35 protein-coding genes are annotated in these 17,592 nt (G+C 41.8%); 6 read left to right on the forward strand and 29 right to left on the reverse strand.

The window, feature by feature from the left end:
• Positions 1 to 10: 10 nt before the first annotated feature.
• The 4 genes from J7384_RS17110 to J7384_RS17125 all read right to left on the reverse strand — a co-directional run bounded on the left by J7384_RS17110 (position 11) and on the right by J7384_RS17125 (position 5,251).
• Positions 11 to 2,065, reverse strand: coding sequence for a hypothetical protein (locus tag J7384_RS17110; protein WP_209115760.1), 2,055 nt, complete (start codon positions 2,063 to 2,065; stop codon positions 11 to 13).
• A gap of 9 nt (positions 2,066 to 2,074) precedes the next feature.
• Positions 2,075 to 3,634: a terminase gene (locus J7384_RS17115; protein WP_209115761.1), complete on the reverse strand. Its 1,560-nt coding sequence runs from the start codon at positions 3,632 to 3,634 to the stop codon at positions 2,075 to 2,077.
• Entirely contained in the window at positions 3,631 to 4,341 is a 711-nt protein-coding gene (locus tag J7384_RS17120; RefSeq protein ID WP_209115762.1) for a terminase small subunit, read from the reverse strand. The genes J7384_RS17115 and J7384_RS17120 overlap by 4 nt, the downstream gene beginning before the upstream one ends.
• A gap of 367 nt (positions 4,342 to 4,708) precedes the next feature.
• Complete coding sequence (locus J7384_RS17125) at positions 4,709 to 5,251, reverse strand: hypothetical protein (RefSeq protein WP_209115763.1); 543 nt, start codon at positions 5,249 to 5,251, stop codon at positions 4,709 to 4,711.
• Positions 5,252 to 5,517: 266 nt separating this feature from the next.
• On the opposite strand from J7384_RS17125, the gene J7384_RS17130 reads away from it, so the two are divergent.
• The 6 genes from J7384_RS17130 (at position 5,518) to J7384_RS17155 (ending at position 8,009) form a co-directional block, all read left to right on the forward strand.
• The gene (locus J7384_RS17130) at positions 5,518 to 5,787 is read left to right on the forward strand and encodes a hypothetical protein (RefSeq protein WP_209115764.1); all 270 of its coding nucleotides are present in this window, start codon (positions 5,518 to 5,520) and stop codon (positions 5,785 to 5,787) included.
• Positions 5,788 to 5,792: 5 nt separating this feature from the next.
• Positions 5,793 to 6,185 carry a hypothetical protein gene (locus J7384_RS17135; protein WP_209115765.1) on the forward strand — a complete coding sequence of 131 codons (393 nt, stop codon included), beginning with the start codon at positions 5,793 to 5,795 and terminating at the stop codon, positions 6,183 to 6,185.
• A 79-nt stretch (positions 6,186 to 6,264) separates the two neighbouring features.
• On the forward strand, positions 6,265 to 6,996 hold the full coding sequence (locus tag J7384_RS17140) for a hypothetical protein (RefSeq protein ID WP_209115766.1): 732 nt from the start codon (positions 6,265 to 6,267) through the stop codon (positions 6,994 to 6,996).
• A gap of 227 nt (positions 6,997 to 7,223) precedes the next feature.
• Positions 7,224 to 7,514 carry a hypothetical protein gene (locus J7384_RS17145; protein WP_209115767.1) on the forward strand — a complete coding sequence of 97 codons (291 nt, stop codon included), beginning with the start codon at positions 7,224 to 7,226 and terminating at the stop codon, positions 7,512 to 7,514.
• 64 nt (positions 7,515 to 7,578) lie between these two features.
• Positions 7,579 to 7,806, forward strand: coding sequence for a hypothetical protein (locus J7384_RS17150; RefSeq protein WP_209115768.1), 228 nt, complete (start codon positions 7,579 to 7,581; stop codon positions 7,804 to 7,806).
• Positions 7,803 to 8,009 carry a hypothetical protein gene (locus J7384_RS17155; protein ID WP_209115769.1) on the forward strand — a complete coding sequence of 69 codons (207 nt, stop codon included), beginning with the start codon at positions 7,803 to 7,805 and terminating at the stop codon, positions 8,007 to 8,009. Before J7384_RS17150 ends, J7384_RS17155 begins: the two co-directional genes overlap by 4 nt.
• 205 nt (positions 8,010 to 8,214) lie before the next feature.
• Here J7384_RS17155 and J7384_RS17160 read toward each other — a convergent pair whose 3' ends face one another.
• The 25 genes from J7384_RS17160 to J7384_RS17280 form a co-directional block, all read right to left on the reverse strand.
• Positions 8,215 to 8,583, reverse strand: a complete 369-nt coding sequence (locus J7384_RS17160; RefSeq protein ID WP_209115770.1) for a RusA family crossover junction endodeoxyribonuclease — start codon at positions 8,581 to 8,583, stop codon at positions 8,215 to 8,217.
• Between the two features lie 543 nt (positions 8,584 to 9,126).
• Entirely contained in the window at positions 9,127 to 9,327 is a 201-nt protein-coding gene (locus J7384_RS17165; RefSeq protein ID WP_209115771.1) for a hypothetical protein, read from the reverse strand.
• A 150-nt stretch (positions 9,328 to 9,477) separates the two neighbouring features.
• A complete protein-coding gene (locus J7384_RS17170; RefSeq protein ID WP_209115772.1) occupies positions 9,478 to 9,630 on the reverse strand; it encodes a hypothetical protein in 153 nt (50 codons plus the stop codon).
• A 32-nt stretch (positions 9,631 to 9,662) separates the two neighbouring features.
• Complete coding sequence (locus tag J7384_RS17175; protein WP_209115773.1) at positions 9,663 to 9,944, reverse strand: hypothetical protein; 282 nt, start codon at positions 9,942 to 9,944, stop codon at positions 9,663 to 9,665.
• A gap of 161 nt (positions 9,945 to 10,105) precedes the next feature.
• Positions 10,106 to 10,306: a hypothetical protein gene (locus J7384_RS17180; protein WP_209115774.1), complete on the reverse strand. Its 201-nt coding sequence runs from the start codon at positions 10,304 to 10,306 to the stop codon at positions 10,106 to 10,108.
• A gap of 25 nt (positions 10,307 to 10,331) precedes the next feature.
• Positions 10,332 to 10,592: a hypothetical protein gene (locus tag J7384_RS17185; protein ID WP_209115775.1), complete on the reverse strand. Its 261-nt coding sequence runs from the start codon at positions 10,590 to 10,592 to the stop codon at positions 10,332 to 10,334.
• A 6-nt stretch (positions 10,593 to 10,598) separates the two neighbouring features.
• Positions 10,599 to 10,967, reverse strand: a complete 369-nt coding sequence (locus J7384_RS17190) for a hypothetical protein (protein ID WP_209115776.1) — start codon at positions 10,965 to 10,967, stop codon at positions 10,599 to 10,601.
• A 20-nt stretch (positions 10,968 to 10,987) separates the two neighbouring features.
• On the reverse strand, positions 10,988 to 11,218 hold the full coding sequence (locus J7384_RS17195; RefSeq protein ID WP_209115777.1) for a hypothetical protein: 231 nt from the start codon (positions 11,216 to 11,218) through the stop codon (positions 10,988 to 10,990).
• 8 nt (positions 11,219 to 11,226) lie between these two features.
• Positions 11,227 to 11,550: a hypothetical protein gene (locus J7384_RS17200; protein WP_209115778.1), complete on the reverse strand. Its 324-nt coding sequence runs from the start codon at positions 11,548 to 11,550 to the stop codon at positions 11,227 to 11,229.
• 228 nt (positions 11,551 to 11,778) lie between these two features.
• The gene (locus J7384_RS17205) at positions 11,779 to 11,919 is read right to left on the reverse strand and encodes a hypothetical protein (protein ID WP_209115779.1); all 141 of its coding nucleotides are present in this window, start codon (positions 11,917 to 11,919) and stop codon (positions 11,779 to 11,781) included.
• A 5-nt stretch (positions 11,920 to 11,924) separates the two neighbouring features.
• A complete protein-coding gene (locus J7384_RS17210) occupies positions 11,925 to 12,173 on the reverse strand; it encodes a hypothetical protein (RefSeq protein ID WP_209115780.1) in 249 nt (82 codons plus the stop codon).
• A gap of 9 nt (positions 12,174 to 12,182) precedes the next feature.
• Complete coding sequence (locus tag J7384_RS17215) at positions 12,183 to 12,413, reverse strand: hypothetical protein (protein WP_209115781.1); 231 nt, start codon at positions 12,411 to 12,413, stop codon at positions 12,183 to 12,185.
• Between the two features lie 13 nt (positions 12,414 to 12,426).
• Positions 12,427 to 12,885, reverse strand: coding sequence for a hypothetical protein (locus J7384_RS17220; RefSeq protein ID WP_209115782.1), 459 nt, complete (start codon positions 12,883 to 12,885; stop codon positions 12,427 to 12,429).
• 103 nt (positions 12,886 to 12,988) lie between these two features.
• On the reverse strand, positions 12,989 to 13,249 hold the full coding sequence (locus tag J7384_RS17225; protein WP_209115783.1) for a hypothetical protein: 261 nt from the start codon (positions 13,247 to 13,249) through the stop codon (positions 12,989 to 12,991).
• A gap of 28 nt (positions 13,250 to 13,277) precedes the next feature.
• Positions 13,278 to 13,622: a hypothetical protein gene (locus tag J7384_RS17230; RefSeq protein WP_209115784.1), complete on the reverse strand. Its 345-nt coding sequence runs from the start codon at positions 13,620 to 13,622 to the stop codon at positions 13,278 to 13,280.
• Between the two features lie 177 nt (positions 13,623 to 13,799).
• Positions 13,800 to 13,994, reverse strand: a complete 195-nt coding sequence (locus J7384_RS17235) for a hypothetical protein (RefSeq protein WP_209115785.1) — start codon at positions 13,992 to 13,994, stop codon at positions 13,800 to 13,802.
• The gene (locus J7384_RS17240; protein WP_209115786.1) at positions 13,991 to 14,413 is read right to left on the reverse strand and encodes a hypothetical protein; all 423 of its coding nucleotides are present in this window, start codon (positions 14,411 to 14,413) and stop codon (positions 13,991 to 13,993) included. Before J7384_RS17240 ends, J7384_RS17235 begins: the two co-directional genes overlap by 4 nt.
• 117 nt (positions 14,414 to 14,530) lie before the next feature.
• Complete coding sequence (locus J7384_RS17245) at positions 14,531 to 14,785, reverse strand: hypothetical protein (RefSeq protein ID WP_209115787.1); 255 nt, start codon at positions 14,783 to 14,785, stop codon at positions 14,531 to 14,533.
• Positions 14,775 to 14,966, reverse strand: coding sequence for a hypothetical protein (locus J7384_RS17250; protein WP_209115788.1), 192 nt, complete (start codon positions 14,964 to 14,966; stop codon positions 14,775 to 14,777). The genes J7384_RS17245 and J7384_RS17250 overlap by 11 nt, the downstream gene beginning before the upstream one ends.
• A gap of 18 nt (positions 14,967 to 14,984) precedes the next feature.
• Entirely contained in the window at positions 14,985 to 15,233 is a 249-nt protein-coding gene (locus J7384_RS17255) for a hypothetical protein (RefSeq protein ID WP_209115789.1), read from the reverse strand.
• Complete coding sequence (locus J7384_RS17260) at positions 15,223 to 15,408, reverse strand: hypothetical protein (protein WP_209115790.1); 186 nt, start codon at positions 15,406 to 15,408, stop codon at positions 15,223 to 15,225. The genes J7384_RS17255 and J7384_RS17260 overlap by 11 nt, the downstream gene beginning before the upstream one ends.
• Positions 15,409 to 15,450: 42 nt before the next feature.
• On the reverse strand, positions 15,451 to 15,810 hold the full coding sequence (locus J7384_RS17265) for a hypothetical protein (RefSeq protein WP_209115791.1): 360 nt from the start codon (positions 15,808 to 15,810) through the stop codon (positions 15,451 to 15,453).
• Positions 15,791 to 15,976 (reverse strand): carbon storage regulator CsrA, encoded by a 186-nt coding sequence (gene csrA / locus J7384_RS17270; RefSeq protein WP_209115792.1) that lies wholly within the window; start codon positions 15,974 to 15,976, stop codon positions 15,791 to 15,793. The genes J7384_RS17265 and csrA overlap by 20 nt, the downstream gene beginning before the upstream one ends.
• Positions 15,977 to 15,992: 16 nt before the next feature.
• On the reverse strand, positions 15,993 to 16,613 hold the full coding sequence (locus J7384_RS17275; RefSeq protein ID WP_209115793.1) for a hypothetical protein: 621 nt from the start codon (positions 16,611 to 16,613) through the stop codon (positions 15,993 to 15,995).
• Positions 16,613 to 17,590, reverse strand: a complete 978-nt coding sequence (locus tag J7384_RS17280) for a hypothetical protein (protein WP_209115794.1) — start codon at positions 17,588 to 17,590, stop codon at positions 16,613 to 16,615. The genes J7384_RS17275 and J7384_RS17280 overlap by 1 nt, the downstream gene beginning before the upstream one ends.
• Positions 17,591 to 17,592: the final 2 nt, after the last annotated feature.

Here is a 17,592-nt window from a genome sequence, read left to right on the forward strand (position 1 = left end):
TAGAAGTAAATTAATTAGCCGGTTGCCGCTGGCTGTGCTTTTGCTGTTCAAGCTGCATTTGAAATGCTCGCTCGTCTTGAAGCTGCTTTTCCTGCATCTGCATTTCTTGTTGCATCTGCTGTTGTTGCTGCTTCATTTGTTCTTGCTGACGTTCTCGCAATTGCTCTTTGTTTGGCAAAATACGATTAACCGGTACGTCACTTGTCTGGAACACGCGTCTTAGCTGCTCTAATCGTCCCTCAGTGCCGATAATTTCTAAGTCGACTGGATTATTAGTTAGCTGCAATAACTCTTGCTGACGAAGCGCTGCGGCCTCTTTGTGCATTAAGGCATCTGAACCACGAGCTTTGGCTTTCGCATCGCCTTTGATATCTGCCGGTATGTCTTTGTCGAGCATCAACGTTATGAAAATTGAATTGATCACCGGCTCAATCACGCCGATATCGATATTGCGTACAACGTCTTTAATTGACTTACTTGCCGCGTTCATCAACATAGATAAGCCGCTCGCAGTGCGTGCCGCGCCTGCGCCTTGATCTGAACCTTGCATATAAGACGGGATACCGCTTTTATCGTCGGCATAGCGCTCAAAACGCTCATATACGCCTAAAAGCTCGTTGGCCTTAATATCAGGGCTAAAGAAGGTAACGCCTGCTGAGCCGCCGCGATGAGAGCCTTTAGAGCCGTCATATAGCCAGACTTTGCGCGGGTGAATAGCCGTTGGCTTAGAGCCGGTCGGCAACATCGATACATCAATCGCGGTTTGTGGCGCGCTACCAATAGCCATGTTGTTCATTAGCGCTCGCGCGGTTGAGTTCGCCGCATCTTGAATATCGGCGATCACTTCGGGGATTGCTTCGCCCCAGAACGAATTAGGCACGTTTAACCAAGAAGCCTTGTAGTAAGGCGGTCGGCCTGTCGGATCTGGATTGATCAAAGCACGGATAATGTGATTACCAATTAGCGTTACAGACACGGGATATTCGTTGTAAGGATCGTCAACTAAGCTTGGGTTCATGCCCCAGTCAATTAGTTGCTGACCTTGAACGTGTCCGTTGAACTCAACCGCGTCAAATAGCTCATAGCGGTAAGCTTGTGATGAGTCGCGACCTTCTAACTGTTCGCGTTCATTCGATTCAAATAGCCATTCACGATGGCCGTTCATGCGATAGTCACGCAATACGGACTCAATCGCTTGTCGGTTATAACCCTTCATACCGCGCATATTGCTCAAATCAGGAGCCGTATAACGGATATGTTCACACGTCCAGCTATCGCCGATATCAATCGTGTTTGGTGACGGGTAAAAGTCAAAAGGCGAAACGCGGCTAAATTCGCGGCTAATCGCTAACGAGGTTTGCGGGACAAACTCGCCGTTATTAATTTGTTTCCACTTGAGCTGCTTTTTCTGCTTGAAAATAACGCCTTTCATGATCGCCGAGGGGTAAGTCGTTAAATCGTCTAAGAACTCGTCGAATTCGCGGCGATAGTTGCCCTCAACTAGAATATCTTCGATGTAATCGCCCATAAGTTCCATGCGCTTCTCACCTTCCTGATTGAGTTCTTCTTTCAGTCGGGTTTCGTGCTTTTTCATCAGCGCATAGGCTTCTTGTTCAGGTACGCCGTGCTGTAAAGCGCCTTGCATCGCTTCGTTAAGCAAGTGCTCTTTTAGCTGTGGTGGCAATTCCTGAACGGGTGTCGGTTCTAACGAGAACGGGCGATCACCTGAAGGATTGTAAATATCAGAAATCCATGACTTTGCGTGGCGGCATTTGGTGCCGGTAATACCCATGAAAATCTCGCTGCCACCGGCTTTGCGGATATTGGCTAGCTGATTACTTGAGTACATGCCTTTGCGCCGTCTAAGGCAGTTAGTAAGGCGGTCAGTCATTGTTAGCTTGTGATGCTTTGCAATGTCCCAACAGCTTTTAACATAAGACGCTAGGCCGCTGACAACTTCTTGTTGTCCGTAATTTGGGTTCGCTTTTTCGCGTTCGTCGTGCTTTTGTTGATCAAATATTGCCTGTGTTTGTTCGGCACCTAATGATTGTAAAATTCCGGTCATAATTGCCTCTTAACACCAGTAGCTAACGTCGACTTGTTCAACATCGGTAAAACTGCCGTGAACAACACTGCCCATGCGGTTCTGGATATCACGCAGAGCAACAGCAAAGGTTCTAAAGCCATCGGCGCAGTGTGATGCGCTATCGTGTGCGGGTCTGTTTTTCCAAACGCCGTATTTGTCATCCCACTCTTTGCGGTAATTCTGCAAACCTGATATGCCTTGTTCGCAATGCACTTCGTCGAACCAGCACATAGGGAGCACGGCGCGCACGGCCTCTATGCCGTCCATAATTGATAGCTTTGGTGCTGTCTCAAAATGCAAGCCGAGTTGATCTGCTTGCTCTAAACGCGACATACCCGTACCCCACTCGTGAACACCGATATCATGCGGTGCCATGTGAATGCCGTATTGGTAGCCGTATTGCTGGGATAATTCGCGAAGCTTATCGACGTAAAACGGTAAGCCCTCGCCGTGGTTCTCGTAGTAGTTAATGACGCGGTATTCACGGCCTATTTGCTGAATAAACCAGATCACGTTGTCATCGTTAAAGCCGATATCCCAAAACGTGTGAACAAGCGCTGTAGGCTCGTAAGGTACGCTGGTGATCTGGTTGTTTTCGTAAAGTTTGCGGAACTGGCTTGAGTAGTAAGCCCCCTCGATCACTTGCTCGAAAGCTTCTTGCGGTGTGGTCGGGTATTCGCGCTTAACATCGTGGCCTAAGAGCTTTTCTTTGGCGTAGTACCAGTTCATTTGCTCTTGCGTGAATTCAAGCTTGTGCTTCGCCCTTAAGGTGTCGAAGTACTCGATAATCCGCATTGGCAACGGCTCTTTTGATTCAAGCCGGTAATTAGTGTCTTTGTACCAAGGGTAAAAGAAGAATTCCCAGTCAAGAAAGCTAAGCTCTTTGCCCTTGAGCTGGTCTTGTTCGGCCACTTGGCAAAGGTCGAAGAAATAGCCTTGTCGCCCTTCTGCCGTTGACTCGATGGTGATCACACAATCAGCGCCGACAGACTCGAATGCACCGGTAACAATCTCGCGTGCGCGTTCTGGGTACTTGGCACAAATTTTACCGAACTCGGAAATATGCAAGTATTGGAACGTGCCGCCACGGAACGATGAGCCGACCGTGATCTTTGACTTGTTCGGGAACTTGATTTGGCCAGCGCGGTCAGTCAGTGCTGGGAAACGATCGCGTAGGCTTTTTGGCAAGTTGTCGTATGCAAACTTGATCTTTTCATCAAATAGCCGGTTAGCATCGTCTTTTGTATGAGCGATAACACCACAGTTAGTACGACTATTGAACAATGCCGCGTCTAACATGAAAATCATCATAAACGTGGTAAAGCCGAGCTGACGGGCTTTGAGTATGATGTTGCGCGTGTGCATGCCGTGAAAGAAACGCTTTTGCGCATCGTTCATCACGAACTTAACTTTCTGGCCACGCTTGTCGGTGATGTAATAGAGGTTGTTTATTCGCCAGAGCCAGTTTTGATTATCAAGGATAAACTCTAAGCTACCCTCGTTTTCAGCCAGTGCGTGCTGGCCTTCAACCGGTACTACCTGAGTCATTCGCTAGCCTCACCTTCAATTGGCAATCGGTCTTTAAGGCGAATATTGTTTTTAGGTAGCAAGCCGTTTCGGTTCTGGGCGTTGCGTTCGGTGATATCTCGAATTAGATCATCAACGGACGTTTTGACCTCGATCTCGCCTTTCTGAACGAACATTTGTAAGTGCTGGCCGATGAGTTGGAGCGCACCTTTTTTGTCGTGTAGCTCAACCTCTCGTGATAAAACGACTTCTTCTTGCCCTGTTTCATCATCAATCTTTCGGCTAAGCACCTTCTCTTTGATTTTGCGAATTGCAGGGGAAACATCTTGTGGGAGGTCTGCCACTGGTATGAGACTGCCATTGTCGTCGTACAGATCACCAACATCACAAAAGCCGACTTTAATAAGCTCATTTAACACCTGTTCAGTTGAGATAATGTTTCGACGCATCATTACGTTAGCCACGCCGGTATTTAGGTCGTTAATAAACTTACCTACCGGTGTATGTGGTTTTAGTAGCTGACACGCTTGGGCATTATCGGTTTGTGTTTGCTTCGCTCTGCCACGTACTTTGGCAAAAGCACGTCCAGCGTTTCGTCTGGGGTCGCTGACATAGGCGAGAGCAAACTCAACATGCTTATCCTGCCTAATGCCGTAGCGCTCTTTGATTTGTGCAACGTCAAGGTTCAATTTGCCCTTATCGTCGACAACTGCTGCATAGGAGGTCATGATAAACTCGAAAAAAGTTGGGTGAAAAAATTGGAAAAATTTTTTTAGGATTTTTCGCTAGTTTGTTCCATATATATAATTGCCCCCCTACCCGAAGAATCTGTGGGTCTGGGGGGGGTGGTAAAGGGGCAAAAAAAAGCCAGACTTGACGGTCTGGCTACAAATGGGAGTGATCCAAAAGGCAATAACTCAAGGTATGGCATGAAAACCCTAAGTTATGCTAATCATACTAAAAAGAGCTTTAGACAATAAACAGGCGAAACGCTCTCAAAAATGAACCAAAAAGCGTACTAATTTTAGTGCGCAGTTAGCTCAAACAGCCTGAAAGCCTCTTTATATATTAGTTATGGTAAGTTATCAGTGATACTTAATCATTATCACGTTCGTTTTTAGCGATTGCCGCTCTAACCTCGTTATCTAGCTTAAATAGCTTGTTCACGAGTCGATCAAATACTTCTCTGAGTTGTGTGTTGTCTTTGCGATACCAATACGAACGATGAAAGCCGCAAAGCTGATAAGCTTTCGGTTTTTTCGCTACGCTGCCAATCCCTTTGCATCGATCACAATCGCTTTCTGACTCGTTAACGCGTCCAGAACCGTTGCACTTGTAGCAATCAACGCTTTGATATGCGTTTGTCTTAAGTGCTTCGATAGCGCCGTTTATGAGCTTTAAACGCTGTTTATCGTCGTGTTGTTCTAGCCAGTCATTAGAGACGATGAGCAAATGACCTTTTAGTTTGATGGTTGCAATACGATCATCAAGATAGATCGCATACAAATAGTTGTTGTGCGTTATGCTAATCCCTTTGATATTCAATACCTTATCAAGACTAGCTTTTGTGCTGGTTGAACTACCGGTTGCTTCAAGCTTTGCCGAGCCTGTCGCGAGTTTTGTTAGAAGCTTTTCCACAGATACCCCCTTTTTTAGGCAATCTTAAAAATCTGACAAAAAAACGCAAATTAATTTTTAAAAATATACATCACCCACCAACACCAACCAGACCGAAATCAGCAAAAACATGACTTGCACCACTATATTAGCAAAAACTAATTTAGCCTATTTTTAACTTATTTTACTTTTTGTATTGCTTTTTGTAATACAATAAGTAATACTCTCATTCGTTGGCTAGTTTTAAGGCCAATTTCTAACAAATTGACTAAAAGGAAAGCACGGCAATGCTTGAATTGATTAAAAGAATCGCTGAACTGATGGACAGCAAAAAACGCCTTTACATCCAAAACTTACCGCTTGATAAAGCGCAGTTCATTCAACGAGAACTAAAAGACCACAACGGCTATAAAATTTGCATTATCGACAAAGCGTCGAAAATCGCATACGCCTACGCGTCCTCACAGTTCTGGCAAACTCACACTCTTTTCATTTACTGCGAAGGTTTCGAACCTTGCGGCGGTATGAAACGCCAAGCAACAGAAATCAAGGAGTAATAGCCATGTATCACAAGATAACTCACAGACAAGGCGTAACACTGATCGACTCTAGAATCGTTGAAGAAGTTGACGAGTTGTTAAACAAAGTGATCGAGTCACTTAACCATCAAACAGACGATGAGAATTTACTTTGTTGGTTGGTCGATATGTTCAATGATGATTTTGCCGAGGAATACGGCGAATACTCGCTTGATACGCTTTCAAAGTTAGCGCTCTGCATCCTAAACGCTAAACATTACTTGATTCATGACGTTTCGCAATTTTGCGATCACTTCAACGCCGAAAACCTAGATCTAGAAATCGGTTTTGATGGTGCCTTTTATCCTGTCGGCGTTGGCTGCTGGTATGGCCGTTCTGAGTTCGTACTAATCGGCAATGAAGAACTAGACAAATAGCATAACCCGTTAGCGCATTGGCGACAGTGCGCTATCTGGTAACAGCTCGTTACTAACTTCTAACAAAAGGCAAATTACTATGAGTACTAGAGCAACCTATTCAATCAAAAATTTAAACGGCCAAACCCGTCATTTTTATATCCATCATGACGGCTATCCTTCATTTGCATGTGTCTACTTTTATCGAATGCTAGAGCGCCCAGACTCAGATCGGGGTTGTTTTGATGCGGCATTCTTAAGAGGCAACCCAGAAGCTGAACCAATTGAATCAGCCGACGAGTTTGGCGGGCTAGAATATCAATATCATTTCGACGCTAAAACAGGCGAATTAAGCTACAAAACAATTGATATTAGGGATGATTCGATACAAAACCACAAAATTGATTTGTGGGACTTTATCAACCAGCAAACCGAATATAAGAGCCGCCACCCTTGGCCTGTAACCTTTTACAAGCCTGTTCATAACTTCAATAACTCATTGGAAATATTGACCATAAAGCGAGCACTAGAACGCGCTAACGACAAACTAAAGTACGTAAAAGAATACTCTCGCTTTGTAGGCAACTGTCGCCACTCAATCCAAGATGCACTCAATATGTGCAACCTTGCAAGCATAGTTTTGTCTGATAATCGTAGCGAATCACTAGCGCTTGTTGAAAGCATGGTAAACACGCAAATCGATTTCTTATGCACCTTAAAACAAATGTCTATCAACGTATTAGAAGCACCAACAACTAAGCTATCAGAGCAGCATCAAAAGCTATTTGATAAATCAGCCAGATCAATTGTTCTTTTTGAGTTAATCGACTAACAAAAAAGGGAGTTAAATAAAAATGAGAAACTTTTTCACAAATACGGCTGATAATGCAATACAATGTTTATTAGTTAACTGTCTAAAAACAGCTAACAGCACAGTAAACAAAACACTTCTAGCTGAAAAGCTAGTTCAAGAGGTTTTGTTAAAATCTGAGAACATGACAGAACAAACCGCGCGCCTAATGATTCAGGTTGCGCTAAAACAATCGGACGGAATTAACGATGGCTACCAAGTCAGACGAAAGGATCGGGTTAGATTGTGCCAGTTACAAGCAGGGGTTAGATAACTTAGACGACCCCGAAACGCTTGCGATATGCTTGAACAGCCTGATCAAAAACAAAACATTAACCGATCAAGAGTTCAGCGATCTAGTTGATTGCTTTGCTAACAGTCTTAAGCCTGATAAACGCGAAATTTATCTAGCTAAGACAAAAGAAGAACAACAAACCTTAGCAAAACACGCGCTAGATACTGGACACATCAAGTTAAGTTTTGAGGCGGTGAAAAAATAGTTATCTACTAAAGCAAGTTAGCTCTAGCTTGCTTTGTTGGAATAACTAACAAAAGGCAACAAAAATGATAAACGGCAATTTATCTAATAACACGGCACTCAATCAAATTCTTGAACAAGCTGCACAACAAGCAGAGCTTGACGCAGCAATATTAATCAACCTGAACAATCCCAGAATTGGCGGCTTTTCGCTTCAAATGCCACAAGATGATCTAAAACTATTACCACTAAAACTACGACAGCTTGCTACGCATATCGAATGCCAATTCAACAAAAGCGACCTATCACTATGAGCACAACAAAGAAACCAAAGCGCCCAGCGCACCGACCTAAACTGCCAGATGAACTAGTCAAAGTGAACACACCTCTCAGGCTATCTAAGTTTGTTAAAGACTACTTAGATTCAATCGAGGACACACCTAACGGCCAGCTCATCGAAAAAGCGATAGTCCACTATTACAACTTAACCAAACCGAAAGGCTATCGAGATTTATAAAACACAAATCCCCAGCGCTGCCCTAGCTCTGGGGATTTTTTCACTTTGCATCAAACCGAATCAAAGCAACCGCTGCAAATCTCACCGTCGATTATATCCTCATAATCAAACCAGCCTTCGCACTGTTCACACTGGCACTTCTCATCATCACAGAACGGCGAACGGGGATCACCATCATAACGTCTTACATCATCTGGGTAATTACTCAAAACGTATTCCCCATATCATAATCAACATTAACAACAACACGGCCTAAACCGTCCGGTTCCATCTTGCGAGCTTGACTCTCGACAACCAAGTGATCATCAACCCAAAAGCCCGCATGACTCAGTGAGTCGTAAACACCTTTAAAATAGTTATCACTGTCCCACTTCTTTTTTTTATCTGGCCTATAAAGCTCTAAACGGCAAATTACCGGCTTATCTATCATCAACCGAGCATAACCATAGCTTTCTAATACTTTGGCTACATCAGCCTTATACAAGCGCCCCTTCTTCGACAAAACAACTTTATTATCAACATGACGATAATACGTATTGTTACTCGGTGGAAATGGCAAAACCAATCGATACATAAAAATACAACTCACTAAAATAACCCTAGTTCGTTGCACTATCGCCTAATCAAAATTTACCTCAATACTAAAAATCGTATATAACCTAAATAACTAAAAACCACCTTTCATATATTCAAAATAAACATTAAAACATAACGTGATACCTAGACGCGCTTTGTATTTATATGGTACTTTTGTCGCACGTCGACAAACGAAGTCCCTTCGGTTATTTGTCACGGCGAACAGATTGCGGAGCAATCCAAAAGTAACCCACCAAAGTAATACCGATTCACACCTTTATTTTATTAAATAACTAAATCAAACCCTTATATAACAAGGGCTACAAGCTTGTTTGAAGTTATTACTCTAAAATTAAAATAAAATTTTTTAAACGAAATTGCCGTGACTCACCGCTACGCCTTTATTTCTGTAGCTTTAGGTAAGTTATCCACAAGCCATGTGACAGGAATTTGCCGCGAGTCACGCCCAAAGTCACGCCCTATAGTGACAAAAAAGGCACCTTAATTGGTGCCGATTGTCACATTAAACAAAAGCCTAGCTTTACGTATTTAACCTTCGTTTGATAAATTTCATCGCGATAATAACCACTATAAACGGCAGCAAAATAAAGCCAAATAATGCCGCACCTAAACTGCCCAATAAGTGCTCTTTGGGGTTCATGCCGTTTGGCGCAACCCAATACACATAGATAAAAAATACTATGTAGCTGAGCAGTAAATAAAGCGATATCCAATAGCTCATAACACCCCCTAAGCCACCATCAAAAGCAAATCCAGTAGCCCGTCTGACGGCACTATCACGCTTTTATCACCCGTTTTGTGGTTATTAATATGGATCATGCCGTTGCTCATTAAATTGTACGTCCAACAGCCTTTTTTGATTGTTGATACCCTAGTTAACACTTTCATTGTCACATTCACCAAAAAATTTATTATTAAGCGCTTCTAGCTCGCTCTTGTCCTTCACTTCGGCCACGGCATCAACATGACAGTGATAACATAGCGGCGTTTTACCTTGGTCGACATAATCCTCAACTTTGGCCATATCGATCTCATTTAAGCAGTAGTAACAGCCGATCATTTAAAAATCCATGTACCCAAAATAGTAGGATCGTCGTTCGGCTCGCGATCAAGCCAGTAAAAATATGGATCTGGCACCGCGCCCTCAACCTCTGCCCTATCCGGTGATTTAAAATATACATTTGTTGGCTTTGTATCGCCCTTCATGGCTACATGCGCCCTAGCAACATAATTTTCTGGCTCATCACTGGGTTTGTCGTACAAAGTGATACAAATAAACGCCTCTGGAAATCGGCCTTTCAACTTGCCGAGATAAAAAACAAATTCATCTTTGTTCATGGGTGACTACTTTTTCGTTGATTCATTTTTGCGTTTAAATGTTTTTTGCTTACAACCATGACAATGACCATTTGTTTTATTTAAATGGCTAACCTTATTCCAAGCTCCGCAATCGCATTTGTGCTGCCACTCGGCGTTTGATGCTCTGTTCATCTTCAAGCCTACTTTGGTGTAACAGCGATATCGTTTAATGATGGTTCTTCGACAAATTCAGACTCATCACTTGTAACAACTATTTGAACTTGAACCCCGTCAAATTCTCCGACACATGTTTTTTCTTCAATCCACGGTGATAATGGACTTTTTACAGTTCCAACGCTGCTAGTGATAATCTCTGAAATTTTTTCGCTATCTATATTCAACTCAATTCTCCTAAAGTACGCTTAATTAACAGTATCTAAGACAACTTAGGTCTGATTTCTTGGCCGACTGCCAAGTCGACGCCGTATTGTGAACAAAAGGACTGAATTCAGCGGGTACATCAAATTCTTTCTTTTGCTCTCTCATTGCGCGACCAAGTGCTTCATCTTCACTATTCACACCGTCACGGTCTTTAAAGTAGATGCTAGTTCTTAATCTAGTCTCAGTTGTACCAGAGCTTGTTTTTTGCCATGCAATAGAAACAATAAAGGTTAAATTCTTCTTCATATCAGCCTACTTTTGTGTAACTAATCTTTGAAAAGGGAAGGTTGTTTTAGTTACTTTTCTAATGTGAACATCTTCATCAGTTACTGTTACCCATTCTCTCGTATGCCCACTATAAAACCTGTCACCTACTTGCACTTTTTCACCTACCTGCAAATCTCGCCAACATTCAATGGGTTCCCATGGCATCGGCTTGCTTTCAATAATGCTTTGATAGCATTGTGTCAAAGCATCGCCAACACTGACTGGACTGCTTAAACAATACTGTTTAATGTTTTCTTTAAGTTCATCTATATCCAAATCAGGTTCTAAGATCATTATTCGCTCAAGAGTATCGTGGTATTCTTGCGCTTTTTTAGCTGTAAATGCGTCAACCATGATATTTCTCCTAAAGAAAGCTAATTAATAGTAGGGACAGCGCCGAAACCGCCTGATTTTGCTCTCAGGTTTTGCGCATTGTATTTTTCCCAATTGCAAGAGAGTCGATAATGCAAGTTAACGCACTCAAGTGGTATTCCTTCGACAACATAAACATAAATACTCAATTCGCCTTTTTTACTTGGCTTGATCGTCGAACCATCACAAGCAGACAATAATAATATCGCTAGTGCTGTTAATAATTTTTTCATTGTCATTTCTACTCCAAAATAACTTTCTTTTTGAGTCGATTAACTTGAGCTTGCAGGTTTCGCTTTTGGCGCTTTAGTTCTTTAATCTGATTATTCAACGACTCAGCCTCATGCTTAGCGGCCGTTATTTTCCAAATAATTCTTTGCTGTCCGTTAGCCCATTTAAGCAAGTAATCAAATGGCTCAAAAATCTTGCGGCATTCGGTGCATTCAATCACGCGACGATGTTCATCAAGATCAATCTTTGTGTGGGGGCAGCCGCCAGTAAACTTAGAAACAGGTGTCATAACTGTTTCTTTTGCTTTCGCTGTGAAATCTATTATATCGTTCATGATCGTTTACTTTTGAGCATTTAAAGTGAACGATCTAGACCAATCCGCTATAGGTCGACTCCACTTAGTTCCGTTTATTATGTTCTTGTAAACGACAGTTGGTGGATAATTCGATTTTGTGGATTCTTCATTGGTAAACATAATGATTTCATAAACATTGCCGTTAGTGTGCATATATTGCTCACCTACTTTAGGTAAATTCATTTCAGTTCCCCCGTTTAAGTACACTTATTCTTCAATTAATTCGTCCAAGTCATCGATAGCACTCAGTACGACTTTTTGCTCTTTTTCGTTAAACTTGTTTTCAACTACCATTCTCGATAAATCAAGTATTAGCTCATCAAGTTTTTGTTTTGTTTTTGAGTCCATAAGGTCTACTTTAACGCGTTAGCACATTGGTTCTTCATGTTGTCTAGCATTTCGCCTAGCTCTGGATCGTTTTCCCATATACCACACAGGCATATTTCGCAGTGCTCAACATCAGCGACAACACCTTTCAGTGCGTGAACCATGTTAGTAGCCTGTTTAATGGCTAGCTCTAGCTCTACAACCTCACTGCTTTTACTCGCCCTTTTTGCCTCTTCTAGCAAAAGGCTTAATTTTGTTATTAGTGGATTTGTCATTTACACAACTCACTCAATTGTCACTGTTACACTGCTTAATAACAGCGGCATATCAAAGCCGTGTTCAATTATTTTCTGCCGTGCAATCTCGTAACGCCCGATAAACTCAACGGCTTCTTTAGAGGTCGCAAGGAACATGGCTACACTGTGGCCAGAACCTTTCTGCATCAACGAAAACATTTCTTTTGCGTCTTTAGCCATGTGATCGATATCGCTTTGTGATAACTCGTCTAAATCCATGTAATCACCTCAATTAAGCATAAATACTTTGCTGATCGAGAACGTTATCGCAATCTAAGCCTAGATCCTTGTTGGCGAAGCCTTTTTGCATATCCCAATATTCAGCGTATTGTTGTTCTGAAGGAAAACCCCAAGGGAATTCCTCACATAACTGATTCAACGTTATATGACTGTACTTCTTTGTTAGCTTATAGAGTGCGTAACACCAAAGCGTGATAGCTCCTAGTGATGGTGAAATAAAGCCAAGAAGAATTTCAACACGTTTATCAACTTTGTCTTTTATTCCTATCCACTTTAAACGGTTATCAAGCGCACTATGCAAAACACTTGAGTTTTTAATTTTTTCATAAACTGCCTGTAATTCGTTGCTTTTGCTATCAGCAAGCATAAGTCTGAGCAGTATTTGCGTTTGTTCATCAGACATTTTTTGTAGTTCTGATTTCTTAATATCAAGTATTGATTTTATTTCCACTTAATCACCTCAATTAAACGCCCGTGGCTGGTCACGGGGCTTTTTCAAAGTTCGCGCATAAGCGGCCAGCATTACCACTCGTCAAAGTGATGGTTGGGGGTAATTAGTTCACAACTTTTTCAAGCAAATTTTTAAGTTTTGACATACCGTCATTTTCACTTTCAACAAGCATTACAACACCGGCTTCAATGAACTGAGCCTTGAGCGAAAAACTGCCATCAGGATCTAGCTCTGGGTATTGCTCATGAACAAATTTCCATAATTCATCATGTGATTTCTCGTACTCAGCTTCGTGCCTTTCTCTTAGTGCTCTATGGGCTTGTAACTTTTCAACTACTGCATCATTCATTTGTATAGGTTTCATTTTTATACCTTTTGTTAGTAAATTTAAGTCAGTTAAGTGACTTGTCTATTTCAAAATCAACGCTGTATAGCGCATCCTCTGGCTTGTATGGGAAATCGGCTTGATTAAAAACCAAATTCCCGCGAACAATATGGTTTTTGGTGTGATACTTGTGCCAATACCTAAGCACGCCGTCACGTTTAAATTCCTCAATGGCCTTTTCGATAAGCTCAAGGCTTGCAAAGCAATAGCGATCGCTATAGCCAAAGGGGTCAGGATCTATTAATAGCGCCCAGTGAAACATGAGCTTATGCGCTAAATATATAACGCCGTCTATTTCCCAGCCCTTTTGCGAATCGGTGTGCTCGCACCATGCTTTAATTTTGTCGTTCATGACCTAGCCTTTAACCTTAAATTTTTTTCTTTTTCCGCAGTGCTCACATTCTAAAATTTGAATTTCATAGTTGAGATAATTGCCATAATTTTTTTCACGCCAATTATAAGTAGCCACACACTGCCATTTGTGAAGGTGCCAATCGCCAGTTATAAGGAACTTCAATATACGAAGCATTTAAGCCCCCTCATCATGCTTCTTCACTGGCTCGTATTCGTAGCCGTCGATTTCTTCAACAATCAAGTCAGCGGCTTTTATAAAAGCGTTCATAATCTTGCTATGAGCTGGCACGTTATGCTCTTGTTGGTCACAAACGGCCTGACAGATAGAGGCCACCAGCGACACCTGATCTATTTTTATTTTTTTAGTCATTTATGCCTCTTGTTGCCGGTTGATTTTTCAATTTCTCTAACGATTTTCCAGTGTTGTTTCAGTGCGTCACGGTGGTTGGTTGATCTAAATGGTTCGCCATCTAATTTGTGTGATACGTCTAAACTAGGATCAAAGAAAACCATTGTTTCAAAATGTACCCGACTACCATCAAATAAATAATCATGGTCAATAGCCATAAATGACGTGCACACAACGCAATTGTCAAAATAAGTTCTCCTAATTTTTGTAGAAGGTTTTATTTTTCTGTATAGCCCCCGTATTGTGTTTGCTGTTATTGGCACAGGCTTTCTATTTTTTAATACGCACCAACAAATACCGTTAAATAATCTATCAATAGCTTTATCCGCTTCAATTTTCGACAATCGCCGTTCGGCGCGTGTTTTCTTCGGCTTAGCCATAATCAATCCTGTATAAACAAAACAAATACCCAAAATAAAAACAGGGCTAGAACGACTAAGCTACCGCCGTTTGTATCACCTCGCCGCGTGCGTTCATTTTTATGTCGACGGCGTTTTTCATCTTCGATTTTCATGTGTCGTAAACTCCGCAATAATTTCGTAGTATTCTCGCCAATTGCTCGGCTTGCTTCCTTTTGCCTTGTTGATCTTAAAAACTTGCTCAACACACCAAAGGCCAACGAGCAAATAAATAACGCCGCCCCACATGTAGTAATCCAGCGAAATAAACTGCATCGTCAAATTGAATGCAAGCGCCGATAAATAGGCGTATAACATGCGCTTAAATAGTTTTAGTGGCAGATCAGCACTCATTGTTATGTGACCACTTGCAATAAGCGATAAAAGAGCCATACGTGCAAAACTGCGTTTTATTAAGCAAGTTAAACGTGTTGGCCGCATCCTCTAACATCGCTTGCCAAGCACCGTCCGGTAACGTTTGATCGTCGTTGGTACTCATCCACTCAAATAGCTCTATTGGGTAATCATCATTCATTGTTGTTTCCTAATTCCGTTATTTAGACAAGAAAAACTTATAAGCGGCCTGCTCGATGCCAGCAACAACGAGATAATCGTTTTTACTGCGCCTAAGCCCTTTACATGCCTGTTTAAGTGCCTTATCTCTTGTTCGTTGAGCGATAGTTTTTGCACACTTTCTAATTGCTCGTGCCTGCCCTTCAACGGGCAGATTTTTATTGCAGTAAAGTGATAGCAACAAAACGATCGTATCGTCCCGCATATCTGATAACGTGCTACGCGACATATTGGCCACCTTTGCACTCTTCAACTTTTGGCACTTCGGGTAAGTCGTTAACCCCCTCTAGTGCCTCGTCCCAGCCGTCAAAATCAATGTGATAACGTTCGCGCCCAACTTCTAGTTGAACATACGCGCCGATATCGTCCTCAATAATGGTTAATCGTCTTTTTTCTGTGCTCATTGCCGTGAGTTTCCTTTGCTTTTGTTAGGTTAATAGTGTTCGTTATTTGTGTTCGCTACGTTCGTTTTCACGCTTTTCAGAATCGAGTATTTTTCTCAGCAAAGCCGCTTCGTCTTGTAGTATTGAAACCGCTTGCGTTAAGAGTTCGTTCTTGTCCTCAACCATCTTGACTTGTAGTTCATAACGATTTAGCGTTTTTATTGTCTTTGGCTCAACTAGTAGTGTATGAGCGACAAGAAAGAGGTTCCCGCCGATCATTACTGCGTTAAACAGCAAGTAATTAATGCTTGCCGCAGCGTAATACTGCACATAGAAAATAATTAAATTAATCACTAACAAAGCGAGCTGAGCGCTCACTCTGTTAGCGTGTTTACTTAAAAACTTACCTTTCGTATCTTTCATCTTGAATTCTCTGGTAAATTTCCTCGCGATGCACTGGCACGTCTTTTGGTGCCTCAACACCTATGCGAACTTGATTACCTTTCACGCCGAGAATAGCTACCTCGATCGCGTCAACACCTTCACCGATAATCAGTTTTTCGCTTACACGTCTGGTTAAAATCAACATAGTTTAATCTTCCTTTTTACTTTGAGTTGTGTTGAGCTTTTAGCTCGTTGTAAATTTCAAGTACGTACTTGTCTTTAATTGAGTCAGACAAGCAAATACCAGTGCTTTTATATGCTTCAAATAGTGGCTGTGCTTTTTTAGTGGCTTCGGCGCTAGCTGCTTCTCTTTTTTCTTGCTCCTTTTCAACCAAGTTATCAACTAAGGCTTTGGCTCGGCTTAGCACATCGTATACTCTGTCCTCACCAAGCACTCTATAAGCCCTTTTGATCTCAACATCTAAAAAGTTATAGTTGCTCATCGCTAATAACATTTTTCTGCTTTCTTCGGCTTCATCTACTGGTAATCGCCCAGCCATAGTAGACGGTCGGCTTTTACTTCGAGCTTTTTCAAGTCTTACAAGTAATTCCTCTAGTGTTGGCCTCACATATTTAGCGCCGAATTCATCAACCTTACTTTGCGCCCAAGCGTCAACCACTTGGTATGGCAGCTCATGCTCACCCTCATCAAACGTCATGGACTTATATTGTGGCTGGCCTTCGGCATCGATAAAGGTTGCTTGAAAGCCATCTTTCCTATTAAATTTGCCGTTACCTGTACTTACTGATAAGTACACCTGATTTTTTTTATTGATTGCCATTAGTCGATCCTCATTAACTTTTTAACTGCCCCTGAAATAACAGGGTTTGACGTGTCCCAATTCCATTTGATTTTTACAGGAAGTGGTAAAATATTCGGTTCAATTTGTCGGCTGTATGCCGTCAAAAAGTATGTAATGTATTCCCATGCTCGGTAGCGAATACGCAAGTTTCTATCGTGCTTTAACTTCACGGCGATTAAATGTGCTGCCGAGTTTTTCTCGGTGAATGCCGCATGTTGTTCAAAATCTTTAAACACACTAAAACAAGCTTCTTCGTTTTGATCATGAAACAAGTAGTACATGGCAAAAGCTTGTGCTATCGGCATTACTCCCTCAATGCGTGAAAATGCAAATTTGTCTTTGAATTTCCAGTAAAGCTCGTCAATACCTTTTAGCTGCTCATAAAATGCAATACTTTCTGAGGTTGAACGGCGTTTTAATCCTGCTTCTACTTCATAATGCTTGCCTGACAAGGTGCTATCTCTCAATGTCATTAGTGTTTTGATTGCACCATTAATATATTTTTGGCCTGAAACCGACATATTACGGATCTTAAAAGCATCGCTTAATGTTCTTTTATGCCCGTCATCAATGGTTATAAATGCTTCTTCTGGCACCCCAGTAACAACTAAGAATTCAACGCCTTTAAAATAGTGTTCGCCATTTGAATTCGCTGCTATTTCCGCCGCTCTGATAACGCCTAAAGCTCTATGTTGGCCATCAACAAATTTGCCTTTCTGATCGAATTTGAGGGTTTCCCCTGACGCGCTAATCCATAACCCCCTAAGCATTTGCCACGCGAAGCTCTCAACAACTCTGTTATCAACAGTTCTGTTGTTCTCATGGTTGACCTTTATGTATTCTTTGGCGATTTCTGGTGTTACGTACTCAACCGATGCCGATAAACTTTGTCTACTTTTAAGAAACAAAATCGACAAGTTGTAATCACTCATTCCGCTTTGTTGTAATGCCTGCATTG

The organism is Endozoicomonas sp. G2_1 (assembly GCF_017744155.1).
Lineage (GTDB): Bacteria > Pseudomonadota > Gammaproteobacteria > Enterobacterales > Alteromonadaceae > JAGHQT01.

Excerpts from the sequence above, each read along its gene's own strand:
- J7384_RS17110 (WP_209115760.1), bottom strand. The coding sequence starts at position 2,065 with ATGACCGGAATTTTACAATCATTAGGTGCCGAACAAACACAGGCAATA.
- J7384_RS17115 (WP_209115761.1), bottom strand. The coding sequence starts at position 3,634 with ATGACTCAGGTAGTACCGGTTGAAGGCCAGCACGCACTGGCTGAAAAC.
- J7384_RS17120 (WP_209115762.1), bottom strand. The coding sequence starts at position 4,341 with ATGACCTCCTATGCAGCAGTTGTCGACGATAAGGGCAAATTGAACCTT.
- J7384_RS17130 (WP_209115764.1), top strand. The coding sequence starts at position 5,518 with ATGCTTGAATTGATTAAAAGAATCGCTGAACTGATGGACAGCAAAAAA.
- J7384_RS17135 (WP_209115765.1), top strand. The coding sequence starts at position 5,793 with ATGTATCACAAGATAACTCACAGACAAGGCGTAACACTGATCGACTCT.
- J7384_RS17140 (WP_209115766.1), top strand. The coding sequence starts at position 6,265 with ATGAGTACTAGAGCAACCTATTCAATCAAAAATTTAAACGGCCAAACC.
- J7384_RS17145 (WP_209115767.1), top strand. The coding sequence starts at position 7,224 with ATGGCTACCAAGTCAGACGAAAGGATCGGGTTAGATTGTGCCAGTTAC.
- J7384_RS17150 (WP_209115768.1), top strand. The coding sequence starts at position 7,579 with ATGATAAACGGCAATTTATCTAATAACACGGCACTCAATCAAATTCTT.
- J7384_RS17155 (WP_209115769.1), top strand. The coding sequence starts at position 7,803 with ATGAGCACAACAAAGAAACCAAAGCGCCCAGCGCACCGACCTAAACTG.
- J7384_RS17160 (WP_209115770.1), bottom strand. The coding sequence starts at position 8,583 with ATGTATCGATTGGTTTTGCCATTTCCACCGAGTAACAATACGTATTAT.
- J7384_RS17165 (WP_209115771.1), bottom strand. The coding sequence starts at position 9,327 with ATGAGCTATTGGATATCGCTTTATTTACTGCTCAGCTACATAGTATTT.
- J7384_RS17170 (WP_209115772.1), bottom strand. The coding sequence starts at position 9,630 with ATGGCCAAAGTTGAGGATTATGTCGACCAAGGTAAAACGCCGCTATGT.
- J7384_RS17175 (WP_209115773.1), bottom strand. The coding sequence starts at position 9,944 with ATGAACAAAGATGAATTTGTTTTTTATCTCGGCAAGTTGAAAGGCCGA.
- J7384_RS17185 (WP_209115775.1), bottom strand. The coding sequence starts at position 10,592 with ATGAAGAAGAATTTAACCTTTATTGTTTCTATTGCATGGCAAAAAACA.
- J7384_RS17190 (WP_209115776.1), bottom strand. The coding sequence starts at position 10,967 with ATGGTTGACGCATTTACAGCTAAAAAAGCGCAAGAATACCACGATACT.
- J7384_RS17195 (WP_209115777.1), bottom strand. The coding sequence starts at position 11,218 with ATGAAAAAATTATTAACAGCACTAGCGATATTATTATTGTCTGCTTGT.
- J7384_RS17200 (WP_209115778.1), bottom strand. The coding sequence starts at position 11,550 with ATGAACGATATAATAGATTTCACAGCGAAAGCAAAAGAAACAGTTATG.
- J7384_RS17205 (WP_209115779.1), bottom strand. The coding sequence starts at position 11,919 with ATGGACTCAAAAACAAAACAAAAACTTGATGAGCTAATACTTGATTTA.
- J7384_RS17210 (WP_209115780.1), bottom strand. The coding sequence starts at position 12,173 with ATGACAAATCCACTAATAACAAAATTAAGCCTTTTGCTAGAAGAGGCA.
- J7384_RS17215 (WP_209115781.1), bottom strand. The coding sequence starts at position 12,413 with ATGGATTTAGACGAGTTATCACAAAGCGATATCGATCACATGGCTAAA.
- J7384_RS17225 (WP_209115783.1), bottom strand. The coding sequence starts at position 13,249 with ATGAAACCTATACAAATGAATGATGCAGTAGTTGAAAAGTTACAAGCC.
- J7384_RS17230 (WP_209115784.1), bottom strand. The coding sequence starts at position 13,622 with ATGAACGACAAAATTAAAGCATGGTGCGAGCACACCGATTCGCAAAAG.
- J7384_RS17235 (WP_209115785.1), bottom strand. The coding sequence starts at position 13,994 with ATGACTAAAAAAATAAAAATAGATCAGGTGTCGCTGGTGGCCTCTATC.
- J7384_RS17240 (WP_209115786.1), bottom strand. The coding sequence starts at position 14,413 with ATGGCTAAGCCGAAGAAAACACGCGCCGAACGGCGATTGTCGAAAATT.
- J7384_RS17245 (WP_209115787.1), bottom strand. The coding sequence starts at position 14,785 with ATGAGTGCTGATCTGCCACTAAAACTATTTAAGCGCATGTTATACGCC.
- J7384_RS17250 (WP_209115788.1), bottom strand. The coding sequence starts at position 14,966 with ATGAATGATGATTACCCAATAGAGCTATTTGAGTGGATGAGTACCAAC.
- J7384_RS17255 (WP_209115789.1), bottom strand. The coding sequence starts at position 15,233 with ATGTCGCGTAGCACGTTATCAGATATGCGGGACGATACGATCGTTTTG.
- J7384_RS17260 (WP_209115790.1), bottom strand. The coding sequence starts at position 15,408 with ATGAGCACAGAAAAAAGACGATTAACCATTATTGAGGACGATATCGGC.
- J7384_RS17265 (WP_209115791.1), bottom strand. The coding sequence starts at position 15,810 with ATGAAAGATACGAAAGGTAAGTTTTTAAGTAAACACGCTAACAGAGTG.
- csrA (WP_209115792.1), bottom strand. The coding sequence starts at position 15,976 with ATGTTGATTTTAACCAGACGTGTAAGCGAAAAACTGATTATCGGTGAA.
- J7384_RS17275 (WP_209115793.1), bottom strand. The coding sequence starts at position 16,613 with ATGGCAATCAATAAAAAAAATCAGGTGTACTTATCAGTAAGTACAGGT.
- J7384_RS17280 (WP_209115794.1), bottom strand. The coding sequence starts at position 17,590 with ATGCAGGCATTACAACAAAGCGGAATGAGTGATTACAACTTGTCGATT.